This is a genomic window from Paenibacillus sp. LBL (assembly GCF_029893715.1).
Classification (GTDB): domain Bacteria; phylum Bacillota; class Bacilli; order Paenibacillales; family Paenibacillaceae; genus Paenibacillus_AQ; species Paenibacillus_AQ glucanolyticus.
On record NZ_JARXYU010000026.1, the window covers coordinates 1 to 18,166 of the forward strand.

Here is an 18,166-nt window from a genome sequence, read left to right on the forward strand (position 1 = left end):
AAGGTCCTCAAATTAGTATAAAGCCTTGATAAATCAAGGTTTATGCTAATTATTAATGCACACAACAAAATATGCTCAAAATTTTATAGATACTGCTTGAGCTCACGGAGCTGGTTTGCCAGCGATGCCGTGGTCTTGGTTTTATGGGGCATGTAGTATCAGTCGGTTGTATGGGGGCTGACTTTGACCGTCCCACAGGATTTAGCCGACAAATGAAGATGGATGATCCCTCGAATATAACGAACCAGGTTTATCGCTGGGCATGCCGGCTGCTTGAGTCCTATTGGGACGGCTTGCCGATCCGGAGGGTGGGTATTAGTTTGTCGCAGTTTTCCCCGGATACGGAATATCAAATGTCTTTGTTTGATACAGGACGGGAGCGGTCGATGGCTCTTGAGCGCGTGACGGATGCCCTTAAGAATAAATATGGGAATTCGATTGTTATTAGAGCGGTATCCAAGACAGATGCAGGCCAAGCGCTGGACCGATCAGCTAAGATAGGAGGACACTATAAATGACAACACGAAAAAAGCTGGAGGGTAACGGGTTATGGGAATCAAGTCGGATGATGCTTCCAGAGCATAAAGAAACCATTATTCGAAGACAACTGGAAGAGGGAAGAAAAGAACGACCGACATTGGATCCACAGGAAATGGAATTGATCGAAAGCGCGTTGGCCGAGTCTTTTCACGAGCATACTGCAATTAAAGTTCGATTATTCGATGAGTACGAGGATAAGGAGCTGACAGGCATTGTCGTTCTTATTCATACGGTTAGACGAGAGATCAAGCTGTCCATGGCTGACCGTGAATGGCATTGGATTAAGATCGATGAGATTATTTCCGTTCGATAAAAAACAAGTCGCATGAACAACAGGATAGCCATTTGCTCCATTCCAGGCAGGGAAAACCCGACTGATGTCGAAGTTTGTAGTGGGGGGGGTGCTTACATGCTAAAAACATTGAAAGTTGAACTCTTTAGCGATTCTGATTTGGATCAGCTGCAGGATCAGGTTAATGAGTTCCTCTATAAACTTCATCCTGATGATGTCAAGGATGTTAAGCTTTCATCTGCCGATGGAACATATGATATTTTAATCATTTATAAACAATAAAGAAAAAAAGCACCTGCGCGGTGCTTTTTCTTCTGAATCCATATCATTATTCTGGAACAGGGCATGTCCAGGAACACTATTCGTTTATTCAACCTTATCAATAGTCGAAACGCCCAGAAGAATTGAAATGGTGGTTCCACCACTAATATTATCAAATGAATAATATGTTGCCGGCACTCCTCGCAAAGTTACATAGTCGTCTTCCAGAATATCGCCCGTAGAGTTGGCATAAAAACCAACGATGGAGTTATCGTTATCATCGATGATGTGTATTTCTGCAATGGTAATGCCCCCGTCGAGTTCTTCTTCTGTGATATCAATAACGTAGCCACTTACCTCCATCATTTTATCAAGATAAGGATTTAAATTTTTGAGGAGGTGACGTGAAGTAATTGTTGGATCGACTTCAGCCTTTGCACTCTTTTGATCCTCAGGTGTTACCGCTGGGAATAACTGATGATGTTGAATAATATAGTTATACGTTTTTTCATCAAGAGCTCCGTCTTCAATTTCCGTAGGGATAATGTAAGCCATCATTTCGGCAAATATATTTTCTTCCGTAAAGCCCTCAAGACTACTGTCGGCGTTTGCACTGGTATCAATGCTATTCATAGCACTTTCTGTAATCTTGAATGAGTCCAATATGTTTTGGATCGTCGCTTTTCCACCGTTATCGTAGGACGTTTTGGAGTAGGAAGTCGAAAGAGTATAAAGCGCATTGCCATTGGAAACAAAATATTGAGTCAATACTACCTGTTGGTTTAACTCTCCGTGAGTGTATTCAGCCTCTAAAATTCCCGCTGCTTTCTCTGGAACGTCGACGTAATTCAACTTCTTGTAATTTTGAATTAATTCCCCGCCATCTCCATTCGATAAACCTTGCGCCGATAAATTAGCCGCTTCCTCAGGGGTGGCAGATGATTCCTCGATAATCAAATTTAAATTATCAACAAAACCTCCCTTGGGATTAGGATTTACAAATGCAGCAACAACTTGAGGTATGTTAAGGTCTGCGTCTTTCCAGGATGATGGGTAAGAAAACGAGAAACTCTCACCCGTAAAGAGTTGGGTTTCTTCTTTTGCTTCTGTACTTGCAGAAACTGTATTGTTCACCACTTCGTTTTCTGCTGGTGCAGGAACGGATGAAGTTCCGGTTGTATCTTCCTCAGCACCGCACGCAGTAAGAAGGGCCAATAGGAATAGAATGAATATCGTTGATTTTACTGTGCTTTTCATTTGTTCTTCTCATTTCTTAAGTCCCCATCGGTTAGGGTATTTGCTCCACCGGAAATGATTCCGCTTGTTGTCAATCTGGTGCATCTTTGTTTCCGTTATACTTATAAGAGAAAAATAAGGATATTACAAAGTAGTCTATCAGAACTAGGTATATTTTTCTATAATTAATCTGAAAAAAGAAGAAAATGTAGAAAAATAGAATTCGGTAGGATTAAAGAACTATTTCTGATGAATACCGGACGTTCTCGATGCTTGGCACAGTGTCGATGACCCACCCACACTTTTTATGTCCCCCTAATGAAGCTTTAAGGTTCCATTAAGCTACATCTCTTATGATGGAATCACCTCTTAACATATAGATCAGGAGCCCCTCTAATTCCGTGGTTAGAGGGGCTTCTCTTGTCTGTATATGCTTGTCTGTATATGCTTGTCTGCATATGGTTGTATAGACCATAAACGCATGCAAAAACCCGCCTCCGGTAGATCGCTGAACCGGAGGCGGGTTTATTTTTATTTTACGAGGTCGTTCAACTGTTCTTTAAAGGCTTCCACGATCTCGCCATTCCGCTCTTTGCGGGCGGATTGGTGGGAGACGGACGCCTCCTGGATGTCACCAAAAGCCCAGAAGCTCTTTGGTACATCCGGCCAGGTAGGATCGATGTCCACCAGCGGTCCGCGGTACAGCATGCGGTTAATTAAGGCTACTGCTTCGGAACGGACGATGGCTTGGTTCGGTCGGAAGGTTCCGTCCGAATAGCCTTGAAGCATACCGTGACGAGCCAGTGTTTCAATGGCGGAGGCAGACCAGCTGCCTGCCGTTACGTCGTTGAAGTGAAGCTCCAGCGACGTCGCTTGGTCCAGCTTCAAATAACGTGCCATGACAGAGGCGAGCTCGCCCCGGCTGACAGGCTGGTCCGGATGGAAGGAGCCATCCTGGTAGCCTTCAAATATTTGATGCTTGGTGACGGTACGAATGTATGAATAGGCCCAGTGGCCTTTCGGTACATCCTTATAGCTGTCGGCTGCACTCTCGTAATCCCCAAGCAATCTTGCGATAATAGCGGCAAGCTCGGCGCGGGTCAATGATTTATGCGGCTTGAAGTCGCCGTCCGGGAAGCCAAGAATGTAACGCTCATGCTTCAAAGCTCCCGCATTTGCACCATACACGAGCAGCTGAAGCCGATCGGTATTGGCTTTGCCCGATACATGGTCTCCAGATGCTGTATATTGAGCGGACAGCGTAAATGCTTGTTCATCTACGCCTTGAGCCAGTTGTGGCCATTTAAGTTTAATATGATAACTCTTCAATTGGCCGGCATCCAGCTTGTCTACGTCCCATACGATCTTGCCGTCGATCACTTTACCGCCGGCGGCATCGATGACTTCAACGCCTTTTGGCAGGATAAGTTCAATTTGTCCACCATGAACGGTGGAGCCGGAAAGATTCTTGTAGCTTAATTTTACAGAGGCCTGGCCTCCATCCGGATGGATAGAGCGGCTGATCTCCAGGTTCACATTTACGGCTGATAGATCAATGGGCACCGGTTTTGGTGCCTCAGGGTCAGGCTTTGGCTGAGGTTGGATAGGTACTCCAATGCCGCCGGAAGAGCCTGAATCGTCGGAACCTCCAGAGTTGGCCGACCGGATGGTGAACGTACGGATCGACACCGTACTCAGATTGCCAGCCATGTCCATGGCAAGAGCCTCTACACGGTACGTACCGACAGAGGAGATCGGACGATCCGGCGTGAATGTCCATTGATCCCCGGGACCCGGAATAGCCAGGCCTTGTGCAACAACGCGATTGTTCCGGTCGTAGACCGAAACGGTTACGCTGGTGGCGGGTTCATTAGGACTCACAACGATTTTATCCACCGGGGCGTTTGGACTTCCAATGTAGCCGTCTGCCGGTGAATCAATGGTAACTACAGGTGCAACCGTATCGATGGTAAAAGGATAGGCTTCGCTGGAAAACTCATCACCATTTGCGTCTCTTCCTTTGGAGATAACGGTATAGGTTCCGTCAGCAGCTATCGGCTCATCCGGTATGAAGGTCCAGCGCTCCGGATCGTTTGACAGCTTAAGGGCTTGCCCCGGAATCAATTGGCCCAGTCCATCTCTGACTTCAACTTCAATCAGATCGGCAGAAGACTCGATCATACCGGTAATTACGGTTACGGGACCTTGAATGTGTTGACCATACTGCATAGGGCCAGTAACCGAGATGCGAGGTCCGACAACGGTGAAGGTCATGGTGTCATCCACGATTTTGCCGAGTACGTCCTTCGCGGTGGCTGTCACCGTATAGATATCGTCTCTCCAGTACGAGTCTGGCGTAAATGTCCATTCTCCATTAGGAAGAACAGTTACGGTTCCATTTACAGGACCATAGGTTGCGCCAGTCACAGTCACCACAACATGATCATGAACCGGAGTGCCAGCATCCCTGTAAGTCCCCTGAACAGGCAGTGTAATGTGCTGAATCGTGGAGCCGTTTGCCGGAGCGGTTATGGCAATCCCCACATTGCTTACCGGAAAGTCTCCGTTCACCCCGGAAACCGGTCCAAGCGGCCGCAGAACACGAGACGGGTCAAGATGATCGATAATGCGATCCCCTGCCTTGGGAGTATACGTTAGTTGTACATTGGCGTTCTCCGGTATTTCGATACCGTTCGGGAGAGCCAGAACCAGGGTATCTTGATCCGTTGTCCCATTTCCGATCATATCAACCGGATATACCGTGGCACCGTTATCCCATGTGAGAGATAGTTCGGGCTGACCGATCACATCCACGGTCCGTTCAAATTTGACGGTCACGGTATTGCGGTCTGTACCCACAGCAGCAGCGGCCGGTTCAAAAGCCGAGGTCTGGTTCTTGACATCAAAATGTTCGAGCCATCCCAGACTGCGCTGAAGGGGGAGGAGTTCCTTGATATCTGCACCGGTAATACCTGTGCTGTAATTCATGGTGATATTGGTTGGCGCGCTGTCATCTGCTTTGAAAGGAATGCCTGTTGCAGGCAGATTGGCAGCATCCAACGTGAAGATCAGCGTTTGGCCTGTCGGATCGGCCGGATCCATCTCCACATTTATTGCACTCACCGGAGCAGCGATCCCATCAAGCTTGAAGCTAAATGCCGGGGCGCTTCCAGGGAGACTCGCCGCGTTCAGCGGCTCCGCAAATTCCACCTTGACCTTGTTGCGTGACTCATCATTGATCACTTCAGCCGCTGTCGGCTGCATCTGGTTGCGCACCGGGTCGTTCAGGAACAGATCCAGCTGCTCGTTCGAACCGTCGGCCTTCTTAATGAGGTCAGCAGCATTCAGCTTACCGGGCTCATACGAAATGCTCACTTCAGCAGCCAGTGGGATCTTCCCGTTCCAAGCTGGCGGTACGCCAGGAGCGCTGTTCAGATCCAGCTTAAGCGTTAAATGCTTGTCCGTATCCTGCGTGAATGAAGTTCCCGCTGGCGTCAACACCAGTTTCACCGGCGGCAGCACACCGTCGCTAATCGTCACTGTGAACGCGGTCATAGCATTAGCTGCCACAGGTTCGATAGAATCAGGGAACGTGATGCGGATCGAGTCGCGATCCTGAGTATTCACGACCTCATGATTTACGGGAGCAAAGCGGTTCTCAACAGGCACGGTAACGCCTCCATTGACCGGGAAGCTCTCCAATGGGAGGCCGCCTGTACCGGTTCCGGTGACAGAGCCCTTATCCTTGTCATAGTTCAAGGGCGTTTGCACATTGGGAGGTATCACATAATCCACCGGCAGGCTTGGAGGATAGTCGGGAGAATCGGCATCGATCTCCAGTACAAGCCGGAAAGGATCGTCTTCATCCTGAGAGTCCTTGGCATGCCCCTTTACAACAAGCGGAATCTTCACCGTTGCTGAGGGATCCGCCGGGTCAGGAACTTCAATGTAAAAGCCGCCGGTATCATGAGGATCGTAAGTTACCGGCATATCAAGTGTGGTGACAATCGTTTTACGGTCGTCACCGACCTTGGCATTTGTGACGACAGGAGCGCTTCCTGACTCGAAGTAGACAGGCGTCGTATCGAAGTTGCCGCCGCCATACACTTTGCCGTTCAGCTCGCCGCCGATCCGTGCCTTGGCATAGCTCAGGTGCGGGTAGTCGCCAAGGTTCCAGAGGTTGACGCTGGCAACACCGTTGGCATCACTCGGAACGGTGATTTCCCGGACCAGAACCTCTTGTCCATTCCGATCATAACGTTGTGTTCGAACCTCGTACCCGTCTGCGGTCAGATACATATCGGAATCGTCGGCAAGCGTTTCGGACCATACCTTGCGTCCGCTGCCGATGTCGACCTGAGTATTTGCCAATACATAATACATGGAGAAGGTAACCGGATAACCGGCGATAAGGTCCCCATCGATAGTTCGGACCTCCGCTTGGATCTCTGCAGTAGATCCCCCGGCTTTTATGCCGTCCATTGGAGTATCTCCGGCTGCACCGGTCACAGGCTTAACGCCCAGTACGCCGTTACTGCCATTAGTATCCTTCTGGAAGAAAACAGGTAGGCCGCTTGCATTTCTTAAAGGCACCGTATTTACAATTTGGATATGGGTCGGGGCCTGCTCTACTTCCTGTTGTCCTTGATTCGTGCCAGGCACAATCAGTCCGCTGTAGTTGTTAAACTGCCAGGAATAGATGTCATGGTCCTGATAGGAACCGCCCGTGGCTGCCGTAAATCCGATGTAGGCATCATCCTGAAGCAGCATGGACGAAAGGTCCTGCGTGTCAGACATGATGGGTTTCACGGGAATGACAGATCCGCCCGAAGTACGGGATACGAGCTGTCCATTTTCCAAATACGGGAATTGGGTAACCTCCTGGGTTGCAACTTCGTTCCCGGCGATAACCAGTTTGCCGTCGGTTCCGACTTGAGGCACAAGATAGGTGCCGTTATTGTTCTCGCGGATCAGATAGACATTAAACTTCTTTGTCAGTCCGTCATAGTCGATCCAGGTATGGAACAGCTTGTACGGATCCGATGCCGCCTCGCCAGGAGTTTGGGCAAGGGACAGCTTTTTGATATCCATATTGGCGATGTTCTTGCCGTCGACCGCACCTTTCGGTTGAGCATCATGATCCACGTTGCCGTCCAGGACGAGGGCTACGTGGGAGGCGCGGTTGCCGCTTGAAGTTCCAATAGCTCGGGGATCATTCCGTGGTGTGCCGTTGTCCAGACCCTTGTTGTACCAGGTATCGTATTCCACACCGATGCTCTTGGCTACGCCGGAATAACCGAGCCCGCCGCCGCTGGCACCTGCTTCGTTGGACGCAGTTTGTACCACGAACACGATGCCGTCCGCTTGGGTTCCCCCATGCATTTTAAAACTGAAATACGTACTGAATGAGCGGTTGTTGGATAAGGTTACGCGCTCTTTGTTAAACATGCTTCCAAACGATTCCGGCTTGTTGGTAGCCAGACGCATCGGAAACAGGCCGTTTCCGGCATCCTTGAAGCCCACAATATTGTTTGGGCTCTTGATTTGAGAATCGCTGTATGGAGCGGTGCTGGTTCTCACACCGTAGTTATACTGCAGGTCTTTAGCGATGACTTTACCCAATTGGGTTAGGCCGGTTGGAGGTGTTTCGGTTTGGTACGCAAAATTCGCATAATTTCCGACCCTCGGATTGTTTGACGAAAAATCGGTGTTCTTGAGTGATATGTAGTTTTTCGTCTCATCCACTGCTACATTCGCGGCCGCTGAAGCTGTACCGGTCGACCATAGCGGAAAAACAGCAGTGAAACAAAACACAAATGCCAGGCAGGAGCTGATCCAGCTCTTGGCGCTGCGCCTTGGTCCTGATTCAAATCTTTTCAAAACTTTACCCCTTTCTACTCTCATATTGTTGTATCCCCTGCGGAAATGAAACAGGGACGCCTCCTCCAAAAACCGCAAGAAATCACTAAAGCAGTATATAAAATCGATCTCTACAAAAACTCGACAAAATCTGTCGTTTTTCTACAATATATCAACATACACATATGCGAGGTTTGATTGTTGCTATTTTTTTGGGCTATGATAGACTAGTGTTTTTTATAAGAAACACAAATGTTTCAAAGAGAGTAGGAGAGTTATGGAAGATTTGATCTTGTGGTTGAAGTACTTGCTGCTGGGCATCGTGCAGGGGGTTACGGAGCCGATTCCGGTATCCTCCAGCGGTCATCTGATTGTAGCCCAACGATTAATGGGCATGGAGCAGAACGGGCTGTCATTTGAAATTTTGACCAATACGGCGTCGCTGATTGCGATTGTGTTTATTTTTCGCAAGGATCTGCAGAGATTGATTGTGAATGGCCTGAATTATTTGCGCACACGAAAACCGGAGTATAAATCCGATTTCATGTTCATTTTGTATATTGTTGTGGGTACGATCCCCGCTGTGCTTATTGGCTTGCTGTTTAAGGATCAGATCGAGTCGATATTCTCCTCCGTACGTACGGTAGGAATCGCGCTGCTGTTCACGGGAGTTGCCCTCTGGCTGATTCGGAATCTTCGCGGCCGCAAGCAGGATAATGATCTGTCCTTCAAGGACGCGCTTATCGTAGGGCTGGCCCAGGCTGTTGCGCTGATACCAGGCATTAGCAGATCTGGCTCAACCGTAATCACTTCGATTGCTGTGGGCATGAAGCAGGAGACAGCGCTGCGTTTTTCTTTTATGCTCTATATTCCAATCAGCCTTGGAGGCATGGTGCTGGGCATTTCGGATATTGCGTCCGATCCTGACATTTCCAAGCTGATGATGCCTTATCTGCTCGCGTTTATAGCTACACTGATCTGTACTTATTTTGCAATGAAATGGTTCATGAACATTATGGCGCGTGGGAATTTGAAGTATTTTGCATATTATTGCTTTGTTGTCGGTATTCTGCTGCTGGTGTTCTTATAAGAATGAAGAAGGGCTTCGCATAGGTTCCGTGAACTTGTGGGGAGCTTCTTTTATACCGTATCTACCGTACCAGCAGCCGAGGATGAGAAACAGAAAGGGTACTTTTTGAAGTTAGGTATCTAATGGGAGAGTGATTCTGATGATAAAAGGACCTTTTCAATCCGTGATGACATCGGAGGAGGAGCTTCGCGGTTTGTTCGGGGAATCCAGTCATGTGGTCAAGCATAAAACGTTGGATCGAATGGATCATCACTGTAAAGACTTCATAGCAAAGAGTCCGCTGCTGTTTATGGCAACCTCCGATGCATCGGGGTATTGTGATGTCTCACCGAGGGGAGATGCGGCGGGGTTTGTTCACATCATGGATGAATCCTGGTTGGTCATTCCGGAAAGGCCGGGTAATCGACGGTTTGATTCGCTGCGAAATATACTGTCCAACCCGAGGGTCGGCCTCGTGTTTGTCATTCCCGGTTTGAAGGAGACTTTGCGGATCAACGGCAGCGCCGTCTTAATCAGAGATGAGGACCTGCTTGACCTGCTGAGCGTACAGGGAAAAAGGCCATGGCTTGGGATTGGGGTACGAGTGGAGGAATGTTTCATTCACTGCGCAAAAGCTTTTATGCGTTCACAGGTTTGGGATTCTGGTTCCTGGTTATCCAGAGAACAGCTGCCGAATCCGTCCAGGATTATAGCGGATCATGTGAATCAAGACCATGTGACGGAAGAGTCCGTTGCCCAGGCGCTTCAGGACAGTTATAAGAAACGTCTCTATTAAAGTTGGTTTATAATAGGTTTGCGGCATTAGGAAACGATACATATAAGCCCGGTCACATTGAAGATAAGGGGACCAGTAGCTTTGATAACGACCAGAGAACAGATTTTAGATACATTACATAAAGGAATCCAGACCCAGGAACGAATCATCGGCGTGGCAGTCGGAGCCGGGATCTCGGCCAAATATGCGGTAAAGGGCGGTGCGGATCTTATACTGGCCCTGAATTCAGGGCGTTTCCGGCAGATGGGGCTCGGCTCCCTTGCGGGGCTGATGCCTTACGCGAACTGCAATGATATGGTGATGGAGTTCGGTTCACGGGAGATCCTGTCGGTGGTCCGGGATGCGCCGGTTATATTCGGTTTGTGCGGAACGGATCCGACCATTCATCTGCCGGGTTACCTGGATTTAATTCGGAGCAGCGGTTTTTCCGGCATTATCAACTACCCTACGCTGGGATTGATCGACGGGCAATTCCGCGAAGCCCTGGAGGAAGAGGGAATCACTTACCGGCAAGAGGTAGAAGCCATCCGGCTCGCCCATGAGCATGGAATGTTTACGATGGCTTTTGTGTTTAACCCGGAGCATGCCTTGTGGATGCTGGACGCGGGAGCCGATATCATCTGCGCACACCTGGGCGTCACGGCGGGCGGTTTGATGGGAACCAAAAAAGCATGGTCGCTGGAGAAGGGAGCCGAGATCGCCAGAGAAATTTTTGACGTATGTGACGCTTCGGGCAAGAAGCCGATCAAGCTGGTGTATGGCGGTCCGGTCCACACGCCGGTGGATGTCCAGTATATGTATGACAACACATCGGCTATGGGCTACGTGGGCGGCTCCAGCTTTGAACGGACACCGACGGAGGAAGCCATCGTGGATGCAACACATCGCTTCAAGGCAACCGGCCATCTGGAGCAGGACCAGCAGCTGATGGATAAGCTTGCACACCTCGCGGAGCCGATGGATTATGTAACTTACGTAAAAGAGTATATTGCCGACCATTATGCGGACAATATTTCATTGACGGAGCTGGCAGAACAGATTCATGTTTCCAGAACGCATCTGAGCGCGCTGTTCAACAGAGAAGTGGGGTGCAGCTTTCCTGAATATATAGCCAAATACCGCATCCACAAAGCCCAGGAGATCATGAAGCAGAGCAAGCTGGCGCTCGCTCGAATTGCGGAGCTGGTCGGCTATCCCGACTATGTCCATTTCAGCAAAACCTTCAAAAAGTACGCGGGAACCTCTCCCCAAACCTATCGTCAGCACATCGAAGACAAATATACATAAAGATCGTACATGGATACGATCTTTTTTATTTGAAAGCGCTGTATTATTTATGTATAGGGATCACATGCCGGGCCTCTTTAGGACTGGTGCAAACGATCCTGATAAGCGACATTGAGGAGGTCTGTACGGTGAAGACAATAGCCATAGCGGGAACATTGGATTCCAAGGGTGCCGAGTTTTTATACGTGAAATCCGTTATCGAGAGCCTGGGGCTAAAAACGTTTACGATCCACAGCGGTGTGTTCGAGCCGATGTTTGCGCCGGATGTATCCAACATCGAAGTTGCAGAGGCGGCTGGGGCGGATATACGCGAGATCGCTGCCCGGAAGGACCGGTCGGCCGGGACCGAGGTTTTGGCTCAAGGGATGGAAAAAATCGTGCCGAAGCTGTATGCCGAGGGGAAATTCGACGCCATTATGTCTTTCGGCGGTACAGGGGGAACGTCGATTGTAACCACAGGCATGAGAGCCTTGCCGATCGGAGTTCCGAAACTGATGGTATCTACCGTTGCATCCGGGAATACGGCACCTTACGTAGGGACGAGTGACATTATCATGTTTCCCTCCATTGTGGATGTATCCGGTCTGAACTCGTTCTCCACGAAGATTTTTACCAATGCGGCTCATGCGGTAGCAGGTATGGTGTCGTTCGAATCGGCACCACCGATGGATAAAAAGCCGTTGATTGCAGCAACGATGTTTGGTGTAACGACACCCTGCATTGATTATGCCAGGGAGCATTTGGAGCGGCATGGGTACGAGGTGCTTGTGTTTCACGCAACAGGTACAGGCGGGCAAACGATGGAAAGTCTGATTGATGCCGGGTTTATAGACGGTGTACTGGATTTGACAACAACGGAATGGTGCGATGAGCTGTTCGGCGGCGTTTTGGCAGCAGGACCTCATCGGCTCGAAGCCGCTGGACGCTGCCAGGTACCGCAGGTCGTATCAACTGGAGCATTGGATATGGTCAACTTCGGTCCTTATGATACTGTGCCTGAGGCATACCGGGGTCGGAACCTGTACAAGCATAACCCCTCGGTTACACTGATGCGGACGACGGTGGAGGAGAACCGGCAGCTTGGCGAGATCATTGCGGACAAACTGAATCTTTCGGAGGGTCCTACGGTGTTGATGCTTCCCCTGCAAGGCGTATCCATGCTGGATGTGGAGGGCGAGGCATTCCGGGGGGCACAAGAGGATGAGATGCTGTTCAATACGCTGAGACAACGCATCAATCGTGAGAAGGTGGAACTGGTGGAGATGGAGACCGACATTAACGATCAAGCTTTTGCAGTGGCAGCCGCCGATAAATTGATGGAACTGATGAAGCGTAAGTAAGATTGGAGCAATAGCTCACCAATACACCAAGTATTCATATCTGAAGGAGGAACATATCATGGCAATGAGCACGAGAGCGGACGTATTAGCCAAGTTAAAGGCAGAGGTAGCAGAGGGCAAGGTATTACTGGGAGCGGGAGCAGGTACGGGTATATCGGCCAAGAGTGCCGAAGCCGGTGGCGTGGACCTCATCATCATTTATAATTCTGGCCGTTACCGGATGGCTGGACGCGGCTCCCTGGCCGGACTTATGGCATACGGAGATGCGAACCAGATCGTGGTGGACATGGGAAACGAGGTGCTGCCGGTTGTGAAGAATACGCCTGTATTGGCAGGTGTTTGCGGCACGGATCCGTTCCGGATCATGGATATTTTTCTAAAGCAGCTTAAGGAGCAGGGCTTTGCGGGAGTTCAGAACTTCCCGACGGTAGGCCTGATCGATGGTGTATTCCGTGCCAATCTGGAGGAGACCGGCATGGGGTATGATCTTGAAGTTGAGATGATCCGGAAGGCGCATGAGATGGATATGCTGACTACCCCCTATGTGTTTGACGTTGATCAAGCGAAGAAGATGGCGGAAGCCGGAGCCGATGTACTGGTTGCCCATATGGGCCTGACTACCAAGGGAACGATTGGTGCCAAGACGGCCTTGACGCTGGATGATTGCGTGGACAAGATTCAAGCGATCTGCGATGCCGGAAAAGCGGTTAACCCGGACATTATGATTCTGTGCCATGGCGGACCCATCGCGGAGCCAGAGGATGCAGCGTATGTATTATCCCGAACCAAGGGTGTCGAAGGATTCTTCGGAGCTTCCAGCATTGAGCGTTTTGCCACAGAGGTTGGTATCAAGCAGCAAACAGAGGCATTTAAGAATATCTCGAAGTAAGATATGACCAGGATACAGCAGCGTGTCTTGGTTAGGTCATTAATTATAAAAGACTCCCTGGCAGGAGTCTTTTTTGTCTTTATATAGATTTAAATATAGAATCTTACAGCAAATTACTCGTCTTTCATGGAATATATTTATTTTCTAGTGATAGATACCCGGCCCGTCTATACCAATCCTTGTAATCCAACATACTCTATAATATCTCAAAGGTTGGGAGGTTTTGATAAAATGGCGAATTTTCTAGTGGATAGCCAAGTTTCCCTGAATGCTGCTACAAGCGGATCGATTGCAATCCCGGTATCGACTACGCCTGAGTTGTTCGGTACACTCGGTTTGAATACGTCAGGAGCAGGAGCAGATTTAAGAGTTGTATTTGATTTTACCGTGGCAGTGAGCAGTTTGTTATCGGTGTTGACTCCTCTTACAGTGACGGTTAATCGTATTGTAAGCGGGGTAACAACAACTGTCTATACTGCCACCGAGACACTGCCTTTACTGGCAGGAGTCACGGAGATTACTCTCCTGTCGGGAAGCGGAGTCGACTACCATCCGCCAAATCCCGGATTTATTATTTATCAGGCTCTGATCAGCGTGCCTGGTGGTATTACTTTATTTCCTACCCGCGTCGGTCCGGAAAGCTTTACGGCCGAAGCCTATTCAGATTTTGCATAAAGAAAAAGGGACTCCGGCGGGGTCCCTCTTCTTTTTACATAGGATATGAGTCTGTATTCAAAATACTACCTGTGTCAAGGGTTCTTTAGGCGAACCTCCAAGCCAGCGTCTAATCATCATCCCTCCGCTTGCTCTTGGATGCAGCCACAGCAAAGGCAATAATGACAAGCGGAATGAAGATGAACCAAGGGATTGTAATGGTGCTCCCGATCAGTATGGCCAGCAGCAGCACCACAACCATACCAATAATAATGTACAAACAGCCTCTGCCGAATGGCTCCATCATCCATCAACTCCTTTTGACAAGGATAACGTGACGGACAGGATGTAAGTTTCAGTCTTTCGATAAAAAGGCAGAAGCCTTGCTCTTGCCATCACGCCCTTTGGGTCACGCTGACAATGAATGAAGGTTTCCACCCAGATTCAGTGTAAAGTATGAAAAGCATACCAGAGCAAGCACTCTTTTATGGTGACTTAATCTTTTGCGTTCATCTTATAATCCTTCAACGCGCTAAGATTGGCTCTGGAATTTCCAAGGGGCGGCTTCTTATCGCCAGGCTGCTGTGGAAGACGGTGAAGCACCTCCCGGAGCAGGGCATTATTCTCCCATACGATTTCATGGATTTCGCCCACCGTATAGAACAATGCGCCCATGATCGCACCGCTGATAAGCCAAGTAATCCCTGTCAACCAATTGCCCTCCATGATGATGAATACGATGACCCCTCCAATAAAACCGCCGATAAGCCATATGGCACCAAGGGCCTTGAACAGTTTAGACATACCGATCCCTCCATAGAGCTGAAGTCATTCGTCACTCATTCATAGTACCAAAAAAAAGTAATTAGTGGATATGATCTTTATGCTGGTTCAGTGGCTTTAACCCGCTCATGGCCTCCCTTTGAATAGGAGAGGCAATCATGATAGTATCAGGAAGGAACCAGTGGATAAAAGGAGGCATGACGGAATATGGCAAATATCAAAGAGATCGCTAAGCTGGCAGGCGTATCAGTATCAACGGTATCCAGGGTCCTGAATAATCATCCCTATGTCAGTGAAGATAAGCGGACACGTGTGCTGGAGACGATGAAACAGCTGAAATACGCCCGGAATATGAATGCGGTTCATCTGATTACAGGTAAAACGATGAATATTGCCATCATGCTGCCGTTTATTAATCATGCCTACTTCTCCTTACTGATGGAGGGAGCCGGCCAAGAAGCGCTTGCCGCCAGTTATCGCCTGATCCTGTGCCAGACCGGATATGCGCCGGATAAGGAGCTGGAAGTGCTGGAGATGCTGCGCAACCGCGAGATTGACGGCATCATTATTTTATCGTCGTCGGTTACTCCTAAACAGATCGAAGCCTACTGCACGTATGGACCGATTGTATGCTGCCGGGATGCAGGGGAACGATTATTTTCTTCTATATATATTAACCATGCGGAGGCATTTCGCAGCGCTATGCATTATTTAATGGAGCGGGGACATCGGCGCATCGGATTCACGGTAGGCAGACTGGACAGCCCGAGCACGAGAGCACGTCAAAAGGCATACGGAGCAGTGCTTCAGGAGATCGGGGAGCCTTACCGCGAGGAGTGGATCCTGGATGGCTGTATAGATCTTGAGGACGGCGCTGCCATTATGGATCGGCTGTCGGGCATGAAGGAACGTCCCAGTGCCTTGTTGGTCACGGGCGACCATGTGGCAGCCGGGTTGATCTATGAAGCGGAGAAGAGAGGACTGAACGTACCGCAAGAGCTTGCTGTTATCGGGTTCGACAATCAGCCGATCGGCAAAATGCTGGGGCTGACCACCATTGATAACCGATTGTTCGATATGGGGTCGGAGGCCTTCAGGCTTGTTTATGCACATATTCAAGGAGAGCTGAAGGAACCGGTTCGCAAGGAGCTTGCCTTCGAGCTCATCGAACGGTCATCGGTATAATGGCTGGGAAGCCAAGTTCTAACAAACGGATTACAAAGTTCGACAATTATGATATTCTTATTTATGCAAGTTCTATGTTTCACAACGCTAAACGTCTGCAAGCTACTTGCAGGCGTTCTATTCTGTATTAATAGAAGAGAAAGGAGCATATCAACGTGGATGCCCTTACACAGTTTAAAAAAGCTTCCCGAATCAAAGTCATTCCCGTCATGCTGATTCCGGTTGCTTTGGGAGCACTCGGGGCTTATGTATGGACAGGCCAATTTCATATAGGCCTCTTTTTGTTGACTTTGATCGGAAGCGGGGCTGCGCATCTGTTCTCCAACATGGTGAACGATCTGTGGGACTATAAGAACGGAACCGATACGGAAGCGCAGGAGCATGTCGATGCCATCTCCACGAATTCGGGCTTCCTTACGAAAGGCGTCTGGTCGCTTCGCAAATTCGAGCTCATCACCTGGTCTCTGTTCGGATTAGCTGCACTGAGCGGCATTATTCTAAGTTTAATCAGTGGCTGGTGGGCATTCGTTTTCGGTGCACTTGGCGGATTGATTGCGTATTTCTATGTCGCACCGCCCATCCAATTCGGATATCGGGGCAAGGGCTTCAGTGAAATTGCTATTTTGCTGTCCTTCGGTATTTTGCCTGTGATGGGTGCATACTACGTTCAAACCTCACATCTGGATATACGGGCGCTGCTGCTGTCACTGCCTATCGGGCTGCTGACAACGCTTATTTTGTTCAATCATCACTTCTTGCATTGGCAGGCGGACCGTCAGGCCGGGAAGAAGACCCTGGTCGTGGTATGGGGTGAAAAAAGAGCGCTGAACTTCTCGCGTGTTCTGCTGCTGCTGGCCTGCCTGTCTTTGATAGTCTGCGTATTAGCCGGAGCGCTTCCGCCTTACGCACTGATAGCACTGCTTACGATTATTCCGTTGTATCTTGTATATGGAAGACTGAAGGACAGTAACCGTTCCGAAGCGTATTTACCGCTAATGGGCGCGTCAACCATGACCACCATGCGCTGCGGCGGCGTGCTGATCCTGTCGTTGATCATCCAGGGAATTATTCAGACTTTGTAAGAAAGAAGGGGAATTAGATGGAACAACAACGCGTTTTTGGTGATTTTCACTCCATCCTGTCCGAGAGCGAGGTATGGAAGATCGGCGGTTTCCCGCTGCCGGACGGTTCGTTCTGGGAGTATCGGGAGCCGAATGCTGTCGTTATCGTACGCAACGGAATCCTGTACGTTCGCGCGCCGCTGAGCCGCCAGAATAACCAGATCCAAATTCTCGATAATGCCAAGCATATGTATTATTCCAACGAGGAAGTGGAAGTGCCGGAATCCGGTGAGGTCACCTTCGAGCTGCAGATCCGGGCGCGCACCCAGGGCACGGTGCCTGGCGACCTGTATGACGGCTATGTATCCCTGAACCTGCTTGATTTTAGCACCGGCGGAGCCTTGGATTTCTTTGCTTCGAACGACAAGTATGCCAGCGTATATGCTGTTCTGCCGTTCCCGGGCGTTCAGGTGCCGGAATCGGACAAGACCCGCTACTTCTGTATTTTTAAAGAGGAAGACACACACTTTACACCACTGGAGTTCAATACTTACAAAATTACGTATAACCGTGCCGAGGACGAAGCGGTGTTCTACGTAAATGGAGAAGAAATTCGCCGGGAGAACAACATCCCGATCAAATTCAATAAATTCACCATTGCCCTTGGCATCATGACTGAAAAAGACCTCACGCCGCAAGGCAGCGTATCGGTGCACGGTCAAACCGTGATCGCCGAATACTCGCCAGTAACGGTAACGATAAAAGATTAGCCGCGTGCGCGCCAGCAAAAGCTGCAAGTCTCTCAAAGGGACTTACAGCCCGCAAGAAGCGGCCGGCAAGCCTGTGAGTCCCAATGGGGACCTCACAGCTTGCCTGGCAATAACTCAGGCTAGCTGACCGTGTAGAATACGGGT

16 protein-coding genes are annotated in these 18,166 nt (G+C 49.4%); 12 read left to right on the plus strand and 4 right to left on the minus strand.

Annotated features, from left to right (window positions below):
• Positions 1-92: 92 nt before the first annotated feature.
• From M2277_RS29540 to M2277_RS29550, 3 genes are all read left to right on the plus strand, one after another.
• On the plus strand, positions 93-518 hold the full coding sequence (locus M2277_RS29540) for a DinB/UmuC family translesion DNA polymerase (RefSeq protein WP_348537795.1): 426 nt from the start codon (positions 93-95) through the stop codon (positions 516-518).
• On the plus strand, positions 515-853 hold the full coding sequence (locus M2277_RS29545) for a YolD-like family protein (RefSeq protein WP_006212416.1): 339 nt from the start codon (positions 515-517) through the stop codon (positions 851-853). Before M2277_RS29540 ends, M2277_RS29545 begins: the two co-directional genes overlap by 4 nt.
• A 96-nt stretch (positions 854-949) precedes the next feature.
• Positions 950-1,114: a sporulation protein Cse60 gene (locus M2277_RS29550; protein ID WP_006212415.1), complete on the plus strand. Its 165-nt coding sequence runs from the start codon at positions 950-952 to the stop codon at positions 1,112-1,114.
• Positions 1,115-1,198: 84 nt separating this feature from the next.
• Here the strand turns inward: M2277_RS29550 and M2277_RS29555 are convergent, their stop codons facing one another.
• Positions 1,199-2,350: a PsbP-related protein gene (locus M2277_RS29555; RefSeq protein WP_006212414.1), complete on the minus strand. Its 1,152-nt coding sequence runs from the start codon at positions 2,348-2,350 to the stop codon at positions 1,199-1,201.
• 510 nt (positions 2,351-2,860) lie between these two features.
• Positions 2,861-8,209 (minus strand): S-layer homology domain-containing protein, encoded by a 5,349-nt coding sequence (locus tag M2277_RS29560; RefSeq protein WP_280756269.1) that lies wholly within the window; start codon positions 8,207-8,209, stop codon positions 2,861-2,863.
• A gap of 256 nt (positions 8,210-8,465) precedes the next feature.
• Between M2277_RS29560 and M2277_RS29565 the strand changes: the two genes are divergently transcribed.
• The 6 genes from M2277_RS29565 (at position 8,466) to M2277_RS29590 (ending at position 14,244) form a co-directional block, all read left to right on the plus strand.
• Entirely contained in the window at positions 8,466-9,278 is an 813-nt protein-coding gene (locus M2277_RS29565) for an undecaprenyl-diphosphate phosphatase (RefSeq protein WP_036642621.1), read from the plus strand.
• Between the two features lie 139 nt (positions 9,279-9,417).
• Positions 9,418-10,053 (plus strand): pyridoxamine 5'-phosphate oxidase family protein, encoded by a 636-nt coding sequence (locus M2277_RS29570; RefSeq protein WP_006212409.1) that lies wholly within the window; start codon positions 9,418-9,420, stop codon positions 10,051-10,053.
• A gap of 81 nt (positions 10,054-10,134) precedes the next feature.
• Complete coding sequence (locus M2277_RS29575) at positions 10,135-11,340, plus strand: phosphoenolpyruvate hydrolase family protein (RefSeq protein ID WP_194166103.1); 1,206 nt, start codon at positions 10,135-10,137, stop codon at positions 11,338-11,340.
• Between the two features lie 128 nt (positions 11,341-11,468).
• A complete protein-coding gene (locus M2277_RS29580) occupies positions 11,469-12,680 on the plus strand; it encodes a Tm-1-like ATP-binding domain-containing protein (RefSeq protein WP_280756270.1) in 1,212 nt (403 codons plus the stop codon).
• A 58-nt stretch (positions 12,681-12,738) separates the two neighbouring features.
• Positions 12,739-13,569: a phosphoenolpyruvate hydrolase family protein gene (locus M2277_RS29585; RefSeq protein WP_280756271.1), complete on the plus strand. Its 831-nt coding sequence runs from the start codon at positions 12,739-12,741 to the stop codon at positions 13,567-13,569.
• Between the two features lie 231 nt (positions 13,570-13,800).
• The gene (locus tag M2277_RS29590; RefSeq protein ID WP_006212405.1) at positions 13,801-14,244 is read left to right on the plus strand and encodes a hypothetical protein; all 444 of its coding nucleotides are present in this window, start codon (positions 13,801-13,803) and stop codon (positions 14,242-14,244) included.
• Between the two features lie 109 nt (positions 14,245-14,353).
• Here the strand turns inward: M2277_RS29590 and M2277_RS29595 are convergent, their stop codons facing one another.
• Positions 14,354-14,530 carry a hypothetical protein gene (locus M2277_RS29595; RefSeq protein WP_280756287.1) on the minus strand — a complete coding sequence of 59 codons (177 nt, stop codon included), beginning with the start codon at positions 14,528-14,530 and terminating at the stop codon, positions 14,354-14,356.
• A 188-nt stretch (positions 14,531-14,718) separates the two neighbouring features.
• Entirely contained in the window at positions 14,719-15,027 is a 309-nt protein-coding gene (locus M2277_RS29600) for a hypothetical protein (RefSeq protein ID WP_006212403.1), read from the minus strand.
• Between the two features lie 186 nt (positions 15,028-15,213).
• Between M2277_RS29600 and M2277_RS29605 the strand changes: the two genes are divergently transcribed.
• The 3 genes from M2277_RS29605 (at position 15,214) to M2277_RS29615 (ending at position 18,022) form a co-directional block, all read left to right on the plus strand.
• Positions 15,214-16,191, plus strand: coding sequence for a LacI family DNA-binding transcriptional regulator (locus tag M2277_RS29605; protein ID WP_063480497.1), 978 nt, complete (start codon positions 15,214-15,216; stop codon positions 16,189-16,191).
• 155 nt (positions 16,192-16,346) lie between these two features.
• Entirely contained in the window at positions 16,347-17,273 is a 927-nt protein-coding gene (locus tag M2277_RS29610) for a prenyltransferase (protein ID WP_148246546.1), read from the plus strand.
• Positions 17,274-17,290: 17 nt separating this feature from the next.
• Positions 17,291-18,022, plus strand: coding sequence for a DUF6081 family protein (locus M2277_RS29615; RefSeq protein ID WP_006212401.1), 732 nt, complete (start codon positions 17,291-17,293; stop codon positions 18,020-18,022).
• The last annotated feature ends 144 nt before the right edge of the window (positions 18,023-18,166 follow it).